Origin of the sequence: Bradyrhizobium sp. (assembly GCF_027451485.1) — a bacterium.
In the GTDB taxonomy this organism is placed as follows: Bacteria; Pseudomonadota; Alphaproteobacteria; order Rhizobiales; family Xanthobacteraceae; genus Bradyrhizobium.
This window is the reverse complement of sequence record NZ_DAIDJE010000132.1, coordinates 48,251-61,637: the sequence shown is the minus strand read 5'-3', so window position 1 is coordinate 61,637 and position 13,387 is coordinate 48,251. Positions and strand designations below refer to the sequence as shown.

At 60.8% G+C, this 13,387-nt stretch carries 12 protein-coding genes and 1 pseudogene; 6 read left to right on the top strand and 7 right to left on the bottom strand.

The genetic code is table 11. From position 1 onward, the window contains the following. Positions 1 to 86: 86 nt before the first annotated feature. Positions 87 to 1,136, top strand: a complete 1,050-nt coding sequence (locus tag NEZ08_RS16990) for an ABC transporter substrate-binding protein (protein WP_298109176.1) — start codon at positions 87 to 89, stop codon at positions 1,134 to 1,136. Between the two features lie 158 nt (positions 1,137 to 1,294). Here the strand turns inward: NEZ08_RS16990 and pdxA are convergent, their stop codons facing one another. From pdxA to NEZ08_RS16975, 3 genes are all read right to left on the bottom strand, one after another. Continuing rightward, a complete protein-coding gene (gene pdxA / locus NEZ08_RS16985) occupies positions 1,295 to 2,317 on the bottom strand; it encodes a 4-hydroxythreonine-4-phosphate dehydrogenase PdxA (protein ID WP_298109173.1) in 1,023 nt (340 codons plus the stop codon). A gap of 59 nt (positions 2,318 to 2,376) precedes the next feature. Beyond that, entirely contained in the window at positions 2,377 to 3,465 is a 1,089-nt protein-coding gene (locus tag NEZ08_RS16980; protein ID WP_298109169.1) for a four-carbon acid sugar kinase family protein, read from the bottom strand. Positions 3,466 to 3,657: 192 nt separating this feature from the next. Further along, positions 3,658 to 4,332, bottom strand: coding sequence for a TetR/AcrR family transcriptional regulator (locus NEZ08_RS16975; protein WP_298109167.1), 675 nt, complete (start codon positions 4,330 to 4,332; stop codon positions 3,658 to 3,660). Positions 4,333 to 4,484: 152 nt separating this feature from the next. On the opposite strand from NEZ08_RS16975, the gene NEZ08_RS16970 reads away from it, so the two are divergent. Next, the gene (locus NEZ08_RS16970; protein ID WP_298109164.1) at positions 4,485 to 5,699 is read left to right on the top strand and encodes an HlyD family secretion protein; all 1,215 of its coding nucleotides are present in this window, start codon (positions 4,485 to 4,487) and stop codon (positions 5,697 to 5,699) included. A 145-nt stretch (positions 5,700 to 5,844) separates the two neighbouring features. Beyond that, positions 5,845 to 7,359: a DHA2 family efflux MFS transporter permease subunit gene (locus tag NEZ08_RS16965; protein WP_298109351.1), complete on the top strand. Its 1,515-nt coding sequence runs from the start codon at positions 5,845 to 5,847 to the stop codon at positions 7,357 to 7,359. A gap of 14 nt (positions 7,360 to 7,373) precedes the next feature. Here the strand turns inward: NEZ08_RS16965 and NEZ08_RS16960 are convergent, their stop codons facing one another. Then, positions 7,374 to 8,711, bottom strand: coding sequence for an MFS transporter (locus tag NEZ08_RS16960; protein ID WP_298109161.1), 1,338 nt, complete (start codon positions 8,709 to 8,711; stop codon positions 7,374 to 7,376). Positions 8,712 to 8,754: 43 nt separating this feature from the next. Then, a complete protein-coding gene (locus NEZ08_RS16955; protein ID WP_298109158.1) occupies positions 8,755 to 9,348 on the bottom strand; it encodes an ROK family protein in 594 nt (197 codons plus the stop codon). A gap of 277 nt (positions 9,349 to 9,625) precedes the next feature. On the opposite strand from NEZ08_RS16955, the gene cutA reads away from it, so the two are divergent. After that, on the top strand, positions 9,626 to 9,946 hold the full coding sequence (gene cutA / locus NEZ08_RS16950; protein ID WP_298109155.1) for a divalent-cation tolerance protein CutA: 321 nt from the start codon (positions 9,626 to 9,628) through the stop codon (positions 9,944 to 9,946). Between the two features lie 53 nt (positions 9,947 to 9,999). Here the strand turns inward: cutA and NEZ08_RS16945 are convergent, their stop codons facing one another. Next, complete coding sequence (locus NEZ08_RS16945) at positions 10,000 to 11,364, bottom strand: adenylosuccinate lyase family protein (protein WP_298109152.1); 1,365 nt, start codon at positions 11,362 to 11,364, stop codon at positions 10,000 to 10,002. 89 nt (positions 11,365 to 11,453) lie between these two features. Next, positions 11,454 to 11,562: pseudogene (locus NEZ08_RS16940) on the bottom strand (AsnC family transcriptional regulator); the annotation flags it as partial. A 207-nt stretch (positions 11,563 to 11,769) separates the two neighbouring features. Here NEZ08_RS16940 and NEZ08_RS16935 point away from each other — a divergent pair. Further along, positions 11,770 to 12,204, top strand: coding sequence for a peptidoglycan-binding domain-containing protein (locus tag NEZ08_RS16935; protein ID WP_298109150.1), 435 nt, complete (start codon positions 11,770 to 11,772; stop codon positions 12,202 to 12,204). Between the two features lie 141 nt (positions 12,205 to 12,345). Further along, positions 12,346 to 13,356 carry an SDR family oxidoreductase gene (locus NEZ08_RS16930; RefSeq protein WP_298109147.1) on the top strand — a complete coding sequence of 337 codons (1,011 nt, stop codon included), beginning with the start codon at positions 12,346 to 12,348 and terminating at the stop codon, positions 13,354 to 13,356. The last annotated feature ends 31 nt before the right edge of the window (positions 13,357 to 13,387 follow it).

Genomic DNA, 13,387 nt, shown 5'->3' with positions numbered 1-13,387 from the left:
TCAGCAGGGATCAACAAAAGGGTTAGGGAAAGGCGCCGCTTCAAAATCAAAAACCGAGAACCAGACGCTCAGGGAGAAAACGAACAATGAGACACGCTTTGGCGATTTCGGCCGCCAGCCTCGCAGTACTGGCCGCGAGCGGAGCTGCGGCGGCGGATCATCCTTCGCTCGAAAAGAAGAACCTCACCATCGCGGTCGGCGGCTCGATCAGCCAGATGAACAAGGTCGCCTATTTCGTGGCCCTGAACCGCAAGTATTTCGAACAGGAAGGTCTCGCCATCGAATCCAATGCCTTCGCGTCGGGCACTGCGGCCTTGCAAAGCCTCGTCGGCGGCAGCGCCGATGTTGCGGAAGGTGCCTACGAACATACGCTGCGCATGCAGACCAAGGGCGTGAATCTCACCTGTCTCGTGCCTTACGGCCGCTATCCCGGCAATGTGCTGGTGGTCCGCAAGTCGGAAGCTGACAAGATCAAGGCAATTGCCGATCTCAAGGGCAAGAAGATCGGCGTCTCCGCGCCGGGATCCTCGACCCACAACTTCGTCGCCGGATTGATGGAACGCGCCGGCGTTTCCTGGAAGGACGCAAGCTATGTCTCGATCGGTACCGGCCCAAGCGCGGTGGCGGCAATGAAGACGGGTGGCGAACTCGACGCCCTGGTGAACCTCGACCCTGCCATCAACACGCTGGTCGAGGATGGCGATGCGGTCGTTTTATCCGACAGCCGGACGGCGGAAGGCACGCACCAGGCCTTCGGCGGTGATTATCTGGCGGATTGCCTTATGGTAAAAAGCGATTTTTTGAAAGCCAACCCGAACACGTCGCAGGCGATTGTCAATGCGATCGTTCACGCCATGCAATGGCTGAAGACGGCGTCGATCGACGACATCATGAAATCGCTGCCACCCTCTTATTATAAGAGCGGCGAGGCGCTTTATCGGGTGTCGTTGCAGCGAAACCTGCCCGCCTTCCAGTGGGATGGCATCGTTAAACAGGAAGCGGCCCAGAACGTGCTGGATTCGATTGCGGTGCTCGATCCGGTACTAAAGCACGCGAACATCAATTTCAGCCTGACCTATGACAACAACCTTGTCGAGACCGCGCTGCGTAAATATCACTCGCCCGTATCGCAATGAGAACTCAGACGCGGGCAGAATGCCTCGCAACATCGCGAAGGCGCCGCAGAAGACCAACGGTGACTGACTGGGTACAGTGTCGCCGTCGCGACCGGGCGTGGCAAATTACGCAGCTTCGTCAATCGCGCGGGCCCGTGCTGGCCCGGGATTGACTGACCTTAGCAGGCGCCCGCCAGACGCTCGGCATACTCGATCGCCTCGATCATGCTGCGCTCATTGGCAATGCCTTTCCCGGCAATGTCGAACGCGGTGCCGTGATCGACCGACGTGCGGATGATCGGCAGGCCCAGGGTGATGTTGACGCCGGAAAGCTCCTGCCACTTGCCCGTTTTCGGATCGACCTCGAAGCCAAGCAGCTTGACCGGGATGTGGCCCTGATCGTGATACATCGCTACGACCGCATCGTACTGGCCGGCGCGCAGCTTGACGAAAACCGTATCTCCGGGGACCGGCCCCACGACATCAAGACCGTCGCTGACGGCTTGCGCGATCGTAGGTTGCGATACGTCGATGTCCTGCCGTCCGAACAGCCCACCTTCACCGGCATGAGGATTGAGCGCAGCCACCGCGATTTTCGGCCGCGGGATACCGAGTCCCAGCAGCGCCTTATGAGTGAGGTCGATGACGAGACGCAAGCGCTGTGGCGTCAGCCGCGCCGGAACGTCCTGAAGCGCCACATGGGTTGAGACATGGCTGACGCGCATGTTGCCGTGGGCGAGCAGCATCACCGAGCCGCGGACGCCGGTAAGTTCGGCCAGCATCTCGGTGTGCCCGGGGTAGTGATAGCCGGCTTTGTTGAGAGCTTCCTTGTTGAGCGGCGCGGTTACGATGCCGCCGACCCGCTTCGACAGCGAAAGCCGAACCCCCTGCTCCACGGCCTTATAGGCGAAACGGCCGCCGTCCGCAGAGAGCACGCCGGGCTCGATGCGCTCGCTCTCGGTATCAGCCTGCAGAAAACTCAAATTTGGCCAATCCGTATCCTCGGCAGTAACGTCCGGCACATCGAGATCCGCAGCGAGTTGAAGCCTCGCCCGATCGAAGGCGCGGCGGCTGCCAATGATTAGAAGCTTGAGGTCACCACTCGCGAGGCGATCGCGCAGCTTCGCGCATGATTTGACGATGATCTCCGGACCGATGCCGGCCGGATCGCCCATCGTGATCGCCAGATGTCGTTTGGTCATTGTTTTCTCTTATCGCGAGCGCGTAGCGGTGATGCGAAGGTCAAATCCGCTCCACTCTATTATATCAAGCCGTTCTGTTTCAAAACTTTCCGCAACACGTCAGCAGTACCGAAGGCTCCCGACTTCGAGATCACCTCCACGCCGGACCAGTTCCCCCCTTCAATCACCGATTTGGGAATCCCGGGCTCCAAACGCCCGATCACCCGCAAGGCTCGCGCGCCGACCGCGACCATCTGCGCCTTGAGCGTTTCGCCGCCGGCAATGATCAGGCTTCCGGGCGGCTCGATCGATCGGCTGAGCAGCGCGATTTCCCTTGAAAATCGCTGTGCCACCTCGTCTCGCGAAGCGGCAGACGGCACGTCGAGTTTGACGAACGCTACGCCCTTTTCCAGCGCCTTGCTGATCCGGTCGAGATCGCGCGCGATGCCTTCGCTTCGGATCACCACGCGTTCGCAGGCCGCAAGCTGGAGCAAGGTCGTGCGGTGATCGGTGCCGAAGACGCCAAGCACCGGCCCCTTCAGCTCGTGAGATACGGGAACAGCTGATCGGCCAGCAAGCGCGCCGGCAAGTCCTCCGCTGCCGCACCACAGCACCTTTCCCGAGTAGCTTCTCCCGGTCTCAACAATCCGCTCCAGATCGTCATCGGTTTGAGCATCGAACACGTTGATCCCGGGTTGTAGCCCAGCCGATGCGCTGGATTGCCTCGCTGGCAATTTTTGTTCCCTGAGCTGCTCGACGATCTTCTCGCCGACGGGACTCCAGCTACCGTCCGCTGCCCGCGCATATTGCTGACCATTGATGGTGCGCCGGCCCTGGTGAATGAACGCCGGCGCCAGAATGCAGGCGTCCCACGTCCCGATGCGAAGGCACGCATCGAGTTCGGCGATCCAGGGGCCGCGAAGCAGACTATCAATTTTCTTGTAGGCGATGGTGGCGCCTGACAATCGGTGTGCGAGGTCATGCACGATGGCGAAGGCCTGGTCGGACGATTGCTCGCGTGTGCCGCTATCGATGGCGAAACTCGAGAGGTTAGGTGCGATCGAAGATGCAGACCAGCAGACTTCCAGCGCGCCAAACCGCCCGACCAACTCGGCTGACGTATCAAGCGCTCCCGTCAAATCGTCGGCGAGAAGTCTCAGAGAAGGCATATCATCCGCGTCCCGCGTCGCGAGCGAGCTACAAGTGGCTGGGAGATACCTGAATAATATCGGGTAATCACCTGATAATTGCGGCAGGGCCGGCCCACGTTCCAAGTTTGCCTGCGGCAGATGGAACCGGGGGCGTGTTCTGCGTCCTGTTGGAAAACGATGGAGGCTTGAGTCAGGCTGGGCGGCCTGCCTTCACGCTGCGCAGCCGCGCAGGAATAATGCCGCCACGGAGTGCGCGCGCCGCTCCAGCTCCGCTCGGGTCAGCGTCGGGGCATGACCGAATAATACTGCGCGCTGCGGCTGGAAAACCAGCATACCGAGCAGCATGCCGGCCGCAGCTTCCGCGTCCTCGATTTTGATCAGCCCCCGCTCCTTCTGCGCTTGCAGCCAGCTCGCGAGCGTGCGCTCGGTCCGCCGGATCGCTTTGTGGTAGAAGGTTTCGGCGATTTCCGGAAATTTCTCGCTCTCACCGAGAATCACGCGTTGCAGCGAGATCACGTCGCCATCCAGGATGAGCTCGCCGCAAACGATCAGGGCTTCGCGCAACGACTTCTCAGTGTCGCTACCGTCGCACGCTCTTAAGCGCACGACCGACGCAAACGTGTCGATGCGGTCGGTGATCATCGCCTCGAACAGCGCGGCCTTGTTCGGAATCAGCCGGTAGAGCGTCTTGGTGGAAATGCCGGCGCGCCGCGCGACCCCGTCCATACAGGTGGCAGCATAGCCACTCGCGGCAAATTCGTGCCTCGCCGCCTCAAAGATGATGGCACGCGTTTCCTCGTCGCACCGCGTCTGCGGACGTCCGCGACCGCGCCGCGCTTCTGCGCACGAATCTCCCTGCTTCGTTCGGTCAGTCTTCGCCGTCATAGCGAGCCATGCTTTTAGATGATGACTGTCATTCCATTGACAGTCCGACTATGCGCTGTATTTTGGAAAATATCAAGTTTCCTAATTACCCCGCCGTGAACATCGAAGAATTCCACTTTTACGGCAATGGGTTAGCTACAGCGAGGATCGTCATGACCCGCCATTCTACCGCTTTCGAGACCGAACGGCCTCTTTCCGCCGAAGCCGCTCAAAAGCTGGTTCCCTCAACATCCCCGTCAACGGAAATCCCTGCGCCCGCAACAGGCACCTCCGGAAAGAACAGGCTGCGGCGGCTTTTGATGGCGGGGACCGCGTTTGCCCTAATGGCCGGCGGATCCTGGTACGGCTTTGACTACTGGACTGTCGGCCGCTTCCTGATCTCGACCGACGACGCCTATGTCAAGGCCGATAACACCACCGTCGCCCCGAAGGTCTCCGGTTATCTGCATGAAGTGCTGGTCGGCGACAATGAGCGCGTCCACGCCGGGCAGGTGCTGGCGCGGATCGACGACCGCGACTTCAAGGTCGCACTCGACCAGGCCAAGGCAGATGTCGCCGCAGCCGAGGCTACCATCTCCAGCAAGCGCGCCCAGCTCGACGTGCAGCAGGCGATCATCGATGCGGCCAGGGCAACACTCGACGTCGATACGGCGTCGGCGACTTTCGCCAGGCAGGAGAACAAGCGCTACAGCGATCTTGCCGCCACCGGCTACGGCAGCGTCCAGAATGCGCAGGCTGCGCAATCGCGCGATGCCGGTGCGATTGCTGCAATCCAGCGCGACAAGGCAAACCTCGCCTCGGCCTTGAAGCAAGTCGAAATGCTCAAGGCCGAGATCGTGCAAGCCACCGCGACCGCCTCCCGCGCCGAAGCCTTGCAGCAACAGGCAGAGCTTAATCTCTCCTATACCACGATCATCGCGCCGATCGACGGCGTGGTCGGAAACAGGACACTGCGCGCCGGCCAATATGTGCAGGCGGGCACGCAACTGATGTCGCTGGTTCCTGTGAGCGGCGCCTATGTGGTCGCCAATTTCAAGGAAACCCAGCTTACCAATGTGCGGGCCGGGCAGCCGGTCGACGTCGAAATAGACATGTTCCCCGGCAAGCCGGTTCACGGCCATGTCGACAGCCTCGCACCCGCCAGCGGCCAGGAATTCGCGCTGCTGCCGCCTGACAATGCCACCGGCAACTTCACCAAGGTAGTGCAGCGCATCCCGGTCAAGATCGTCCTGGATTCGTCAAGCGTCCCGTTGCGCCCGGGAATGTCCGTGATCCCGACCATTTGGACGCACCAGCATCAGCCCTTGTCGGCAAGCGCGCTCTCCAACACGCAGGCCAGCGTGGCGCTGCTCGCATCGCCGAAGTGACGACCGGGAAACGGTGCAAGACACAGGTGACGTCATGTCAGACCTCGTACTCTCGACCTCCTCCGCAACTCCTCGCCGCAGCGTGACCGCCGCGGCGACGCCAGCGACCGCGAACCGGGCGAGCGCCACCGTATGGATTTCGGTGATGGCCGCCATGATCGGCGCGTTCATGGCGATCCTCAACATCCAGATCACGAATGCCTCACTCCTGGACATCGAGGGCGGCATCGGCACCGGCGTCGACAACGGTTCCTGGATTTCGACATCCTACCTGATCGGCGAAATCGTCGTTATTCCGCTGACCGATTATCTCAGCCGCACGTTTTCGTACCGCAATGTCATCCTTGCCTTTGCGAGCTTGTTCGCGGCATTTTCGGTGGCATGCGCCTTCACTCACGACCTGCCATCGATGATCGTCATGCGCGGCTTCCAGGGCTTTTTCGGCGGCGTGCTGATCCCGATGGCGTTCACGTTGGTTTTCACCAGGCTGCCGAAGCCCCAACAACCGATCGGGCTCGCGATGTTTTCGCTCGCAGTCACCTTTGCTCCTGCAATTGGTCCGACCATCGGCGGCTATCTCACTGAGAATTACGGCTGGCAGACCATCTTCTTCGTCAACGTGATCCCGACCGTCGCGATGGTGACGACGCTCTATTTCACGCTCGAACGACAGCCGATGCAGCTAGGCCTGCTGGCCGAAGGCGACTGGTTCGGCATCCTCACCATGGCGATCGGGCTTGCCTCGCTCCAGGCCGTGCTGGAGGAAGGCAACAAGGACGACTGGTTGGGATCTCCCTTCATCGTCAAGCTCGCGGTTGTCGCCGCCGTCAGCCTCTCGGTGTTTCTCGCTAACGAACTCCTCGTGGAGAAGCCGCTGGTGCGCTTGCGCCTTCTGACCCGGCGCAGCTTCGGCTTCGGTACAACCTCCGCTATCTTCCTCGGTTTCGCCTTGTTCGGCACGGTCTATCTGCTGCCCGCCTATCTCGGCGAGGTGCAGCACTATAATGCCGAGCAGATCGGCGCTGTGCTTGCCTGGACCGGCCTGCCACAGCTTGTTTTGATCCCGCTGATACCCAAGCTGATGCAGCGCTTCGACATCCGCTTCATCGCCTTTACCGGCATGAGCCTGTTTGCTGTCAGCGCGTTCATGAACACGACGATGTCGCTGGATTATTCCGGTGACCAACTGTTCCTGCCGAACGTCGTTCGCGCAGTCGGGCAGGCTCTGACGCTGGCGCCGTTGAGCGCGATTTCGCTCGGCAGCGTGGCGCCGCAGGATGCGGCTGCAGCCTCCGGCATCTCCAATATGATGCGAAACCTGGGCGGGGCCGTTGGCACCGCGCTTCTCTCGACGATCGTCACCAAGCGCGAGCAGTTTCACTCCAACATCATCGGCCAATCGGTTCATCTCGGTCGCGAGGAAGTCCGCGCCCGGATCGAACAGATGACCAACTTCTTCATCGCGCACGGCGTGACGGATCCGGCCGCCGCGCATCGGCAGGCCATCGTTGCGCTGGGCAATGCCGTCAAGCAACAGGCCCTTGTGATGGGGTTCAGCGACAGCTTTGCAGTGGTCGGCGTGGTGCTGGTCATCGCTGGCATTTTCATCCTGCTCACCGGAAAACCGAAAGGCGCGTCTGCGGCCGGCGGCGGCCACTGAACCTGATCCTCTCGTCAGACGGTCCCGGATGTTTTCACGGAGGCCGTGGCCTTTGAAGGCGCAGTCTCCGGCATCAAGATCATCGCGCACAGCCCTACAGCTGTGGCGAGCAGCAAATACCATGCGGGCGCAAGCGCATTGCCGGTCACTTCGGTCAGCCAGGCGACGGCCAGTTGCGCGGTGCCGCCGAAGATCGCGATCGCAACCGCATAGATGGTCGCAAAGGCGCCGCCGCGGATGCTCTTGGGCAAGCCTTCGGCGAGACCGACATAAAACGCGCTGTAAGGTATCGAGCCGATCAGCGCGAGCAGGCCGAGACCGCCGAGAAGCGCGGCCGAGTTGCGGCTCTCGACGACCCACAGGAAGATCGGATAGGTTAAAAGCAGTGCCACAAGCTGCGGCCAGACCATGATCGGCCAGCGGCCGACGCGGTCGGCGAGCCAACCGCCGAAGAAAGCGGCCACGATCCCTATCGCATTGCTGACCACGGTCGTTGCAAAGGCAAGCGGAGCGCCCACGTGCAAGGTGTGCTGCGCGTACGTCGTCATGTACTGCGTCACGTAAGTGATGATCGTTCCGCTGGCGAGAATAACGAGGCCCAGGCCCAGCAGGCGGGTGCTGCTGCGCAATTTCTTGGCAGTGCCGACATTGGCAGCCGTGATTGCCGGTGTCTCGGCGCGGTGCAGCGTTTCGGGCAAGGCACGGCGCAGCCACAATCCAAAAGGCAAGGTCGCGGCGCCGAGAAGAAAAGCGATGCGCCAGCCATAGGTATCCAGCGCGGCGCTGGTCATGGTCAGCGAGAGAATTTCCCCGACCAACGCACCCGCCGTCGCCGCGATCTGCTGGCTTGCAGGCTGAAACGAGACCGCCAGGCCGCGATGCCTGGCCGACGCGGCTTCCATGAGGTAGGCGGTAGTCGGACCGACTTCGCCTCCAAGCGAGAAGCCCTGTGTCAGCCGCGCCAGAATGATGATGATCGGAGCGGCGACCCCGATGGCCTCATAGGAGGGCGTGAGCCCCAGCACAAGGATGGCGATGCCCATCATCGAAAAACTCAGGATCATCGCCGGCCGGCGCCCCGCCCTGTCCGAATATGACCCGATGACGACCGCGCCTATGGGCCTGGTTACAAAACCGGCGCCAAAGGTCGCGAGCGACAATAGAAGACTGGCAAACTCGCTTTTCGACGGGAAGAACGCATGACCGATCTGCGTGGCGAAGAAGCTGTACGTAACGAAATCATAGAACTCGAGCATGTTCCCGATCGTCGCGCCGAGAACGGCGCCGAAGGTCAGGCCCTCATCTGTCGCTTCGCCCGAAGGCGGATGCACCCGATCGGAAGCGGCGGCCATGATCTGATCGTCTCTCAAAGAATCGAAAGGAAGGTCCGTGCGGTCAGTGTCTGCGCCGAGAGGCCTTGGCTGCGATCCGCGGCTTTTTGACGGTGCGTGTATCCCACAATTTGAAACCGCCCCTGAACGCGTTGCCATTGTCTCCCAATCGGGCCTTTGCTGGCAAGCGTCCAAGCTTCAGGGCATTTCCGCCTCCGAGCACGACATAGTCAGGCTCCAGCGCCGCAACGAAGTAATTGACCACATCGGCGACCTTGCGCCTCCACTTTTTCTTGCCGAGGCGCTCGAGCCCGGCCTCACCCACATAATCTTCGAAAGTCCGACCCTTGTGATAAGGCAAATGGCCAAGCTCCATCGGTTCAAGGATGCCGTCGACAATCATCGCCGAGCCGAGCCCCGTCCCCAATCCAAGAAACAGCATCCGGCCGCCCTCATAGCTGCCGAGAGCCTGCATCAGGGCATCATTGACCACGCGCGTCGGGTGGCTGAAGGCCTTTGCAAAATCAAAGCCAACCCATCCGGTGCCCAGATTGTGAGGCTCCGCCACAGGCCGGTTCTGGATCACCGGACCGGGAAAACCGACAGAAACGACTTCATAAGACCAATCGGCGGTAAGGCGCTTGACCTGCTTCACCATCTCTCTTGCCGACAGATGCGGTCCGGAACGAATTCGCGCCTGGTCAGGCCGCGACTATCCATGACCTTGACGTGGGAGCCTCCGACGTCGACCGCGAGCACGGTTTGCCGCGGCTTTCGTTTTCCCAAGAACTTTCCCCTCAACGGCTGGTCTCACATGGCTTGTGAAGTTCCGAAAAGGAAACACGGGCACAGCTCTTCAGTTGCCATGTCAGCGAAACTTTCGTCAAACAATCCGGCCATGTGGCAGCCCAGAACCGGAGCGGAGGTGACCGACGATGAACAGCAGACGAGCCTGCGTGGTCATGACAACGGTGTCCAACAGGGGGCAGGCGGAAAAGCTGGTGAGGACCGTCCTGGAGGCTCGCCTTGTGGCTTGCGTGCAGATTCAGGAGGTTGCCAGCTATTATTGGTGGGACGGCAAGATAAACCAAGATACCGAGCAGCTGCTCTATCTCAAGACCACCGGGGACAAATACCAGGCGCTGGAGGCACTGTTGATTGCCAATCACAGCTACGACACGCCGGAAATCCTGCAACTGGGCGTCGAGGCAGGTTTCGAAAAGTATCTCCAATGGATGCGAAAGGAGACCGGTTAGGAGCGCCTTTCAGCCGAGCGTCGCGCTGTCTGAAGCCTTCCGATCTCTCGGAATCACGCAATCCCGCGCGACAGTTCGACGGCGCGGTCCACCATCTGGGGAGCCAGTCCCAGATAGTTGGCAGGGTCCGTCAGGCGATCGATCGCGGCCCGGTCAAAGTGCTGCATAACCACCGGTATAGCGGCGAGCGCTTCTGCCAACGTACCGCCGTGTTCGTTGACCTTGCGGCAGGCCTCGTAAACAATGTCGTGCGCCTGTTGACGTCCGACGAAGGGGGCCATGCCCATCATGACGGCTTCCGCGACGATGAGTCCCTTGCTGATGCCAAGGTTCTGCGTCATCCGCTTTGCATCGACCGTGAGACCGCCGAGAGCGAATTTGGCTTGATTCAGCGCGCCTGCTGTCAGGATGAAGCTCTCGGGAATAGCGATCCATTCCGCGTGCCACGGCCCTGTTGCCCGCTCGAAATCATGGATCATCGCGTCGACCATCAATCCGGCGTGCTGCCGTACGGCCTTTGCGGCCGCAAGCATCAGCTCGCTCGAAATCGGATTGCGCTTCTGAGGCATCGTACTGCTCGCCCCGCGGCCCTTGACGAACGGCTCGTACACCTCGGCAAACTCGGTCGAGGCCATGATCATGATGTCGAGCGCGATCTTGCCAAGCGTTCCCGTGACCAGGGCCAGGAAGTTCACCGCTTCGGCGAACCCATCTCGGGCGACGTGCCACGTGGTAGCCGGCACGCCGAGCTTGAGCTCCTCAGCCATCGCCCGTTGCACGTCGAACCCCCTGTCCCCGAGCGAGGCTAGCGTGCCCGCCGCGCCGGCAAATTCGACCAGGGCGATGCGAGGCCGCAGTTCGGCCAACCGCTGCTGGTGGCGGTCAAACATCGCAAGCCAGATGGCGGCCTTGTAGCCGAAGGTTATGGGAAGCGCCTGCTGCAGATGCGTACGCCCCGCCATCGCCGTGTCGCGATGCTTGACGGCGAGATCTGCCAGGATGCTGCGCAATTCGCGGATGTCGCCGTCGATCAGGTCAAGCGCGTCGCGAACCTGGAGCGCCACGGCAGTATCCATGATGTCCTGCGTGGTCGCACCCCAATGAACATAGCGACCGGCATCGCCGCACATCGCAACGAGTTGGTGCACCAGCGGCAAAATCGGATACCCGACGATTTCAGTTTCGCGCCGCATATGGTCGAAATCGATGCGCTCGATCCTGGACTCGCAGGCGATGGTGTCAGCGGCATCATCTGGAATTACGCCGACGCGAGCCTCCGCCCTGGCAAGCGCTATTTCGGCGTTGATATAGCGCTGCACCAGTGCGCGATCCGAAAAGAGTTCGCGCATCGCTTGCGTCCCGAATGAATCGCGGAACAGTACGGAATCGATAACTGTGCTTGCGAGCGGCGATGACATCGCGACCTTCCTTTTAGAGTCAGCAGGCTACTACATGGAATGGATTTTAATTTAGCTGCCTAAGGGATGGGAATGTCGGAATAAATCCCCTAAAAGTCCAGCGGCGCATTGTCGACGACTTACCTTCATGACAAAGAAGGTGCGGGTCTGCCGGAAGCGCGGCAGCGCAATCAGTTGCTCCCCGTGCAGCCGGTTGAAGCGGCTAGTAAGCCTCTGTTGCGTTCGCTATTCAGCTCGCCACAGCCCGCGAGGCTACCATCATTGAAGAACTCCATTTCAGTTTAAAAAGGCGTGAACTCCCCTTACCGATTTTTCATTTTCGCTCCTGCCTGTTCCAGCAACGCCACCGACTGAGATGCGTTGATCCGGGACCGAGCGATACGGCTCTCACAAAGGAGAAATCGGATGAAGAAAATCGCCATTGCGATGCTGACAACAGCCATGATCGGTACGCCGGCATTTGCGGCATCAAACCACAATCCGCAGCCGCAAGGCGCGCAGATGCAACAACCTCAAAACAACAACCAAGCCCAGCAGAATAGCCAGGACCAGAGCGCTCAGAACCGGCAAAGCCAGCAGAACCAGCAAAGCGCCGAAAACAGCCAACCGATCCAGCCGAACAGCTTGTCCCGCGGCGAAATCCGGCAGGTTCAGAAGGTACTCGACAAGGACGGGTTCAACGCTGGAACAGCCGACGGACGCTGGGGACCGCGTACAGAGGGCGCGGTGAAGCAGTTTCAGCAAAGCAAAAAGATCCAGGCGAACGGTCAGCTTGACCAACAGACCGTCGCAGATCTCGGCCTGGATACGTCCAAGTTCTCGCAATCGCAACAGAAGTAATCTGGCTCCCTCCAGACTGATCGGCCGCGCGAAGACCTCGCGCGACCGATTTTTTGTTTGTGAAACTGTTTCGCTTTCAGGCTCCAGATGAAACGATGAGAAGATGAGATCGTTGGTTGGTTGAAACCGGGATCAAACGTCATGTCGCCCTACAGCCAGTCGTCTCGCACCATCATTGTCACCGGCGCTTCAGCCGGCGTCGGCCGCGCGATTGCGCACCGCTTTGCTCGCGCCCACGATCGCATCGGCCTGATAGCCCGTGACGAGGCGGCATTGAGGGACGTCCAGCAGGAATTGCAGGCCATGGGAGCGGAAGCGGAGTATGAGGCCATCGACGTCGCCGACGCCGACGCCATGTTTGAAGCTGCCGAGCGCCTGGAACAACGCCTCGGCAAGATCGACATCTGGGTCAACGACGCCATGGAGACGCTGTTTTCAACGGTTGCCGAAACTCATCCCGACGAATTCCGGCGGGTTACTGAGGTTTGCTATCTTGGCTTCGTACACGGAACGATGGCGGCCCTGAAGTCGATGCGGCCGAGACGACGCGGCCGCATCATCCAGATCGGGTCAGCGCTCGCCTACCGCGGCATCCCGCTTCAGGCTGCATATTGCGGAGCCAAGCATGCCATTCGCGGCTTCACCGATGCGCTTCGCACGGAACTGCTGCATGAGGGGTCCGGCATCATCGTCAGCATTGTCGATCTTCCCGCTGTCAATACGCCGCAGTTCGACTGGGCGCGCGCGCACACGCGCAACAGCCCGCGCCCCATGGGACAACCGGTTCAGCCAGAAGTCGTCGCTGACGCCGTGTTCCGCGTGGCCCGGCGCTCGGCGCGGGAATATTGGCTCGGGTGGCAAACGCTCACGACCATTCTGGCCAATACCATCGCGCCTGCATGGCTGGATCACTACCTCGCGCAGAAGGCCATTGCGGGCCAGCAGACGAACACCCGACTCGTGCCCGGACGCGAAGACAATCTCGATCACCCCGTCACGCGGCTCCATCGCACCCACGGCTCATTCGACGCGATATCTGCTTCACGTGCTCCACTGGTGAGCGGAGAAGTAGCGCGGGCGGGCAGCGTCATCGCCGGCGCAGCTGTGTTCTTCGCACTCGGCGCCTTGGCTGCCCGGCGACAGGGTCGATGAATGTAGGTGAGCGGTTCGACCGGACAACAGC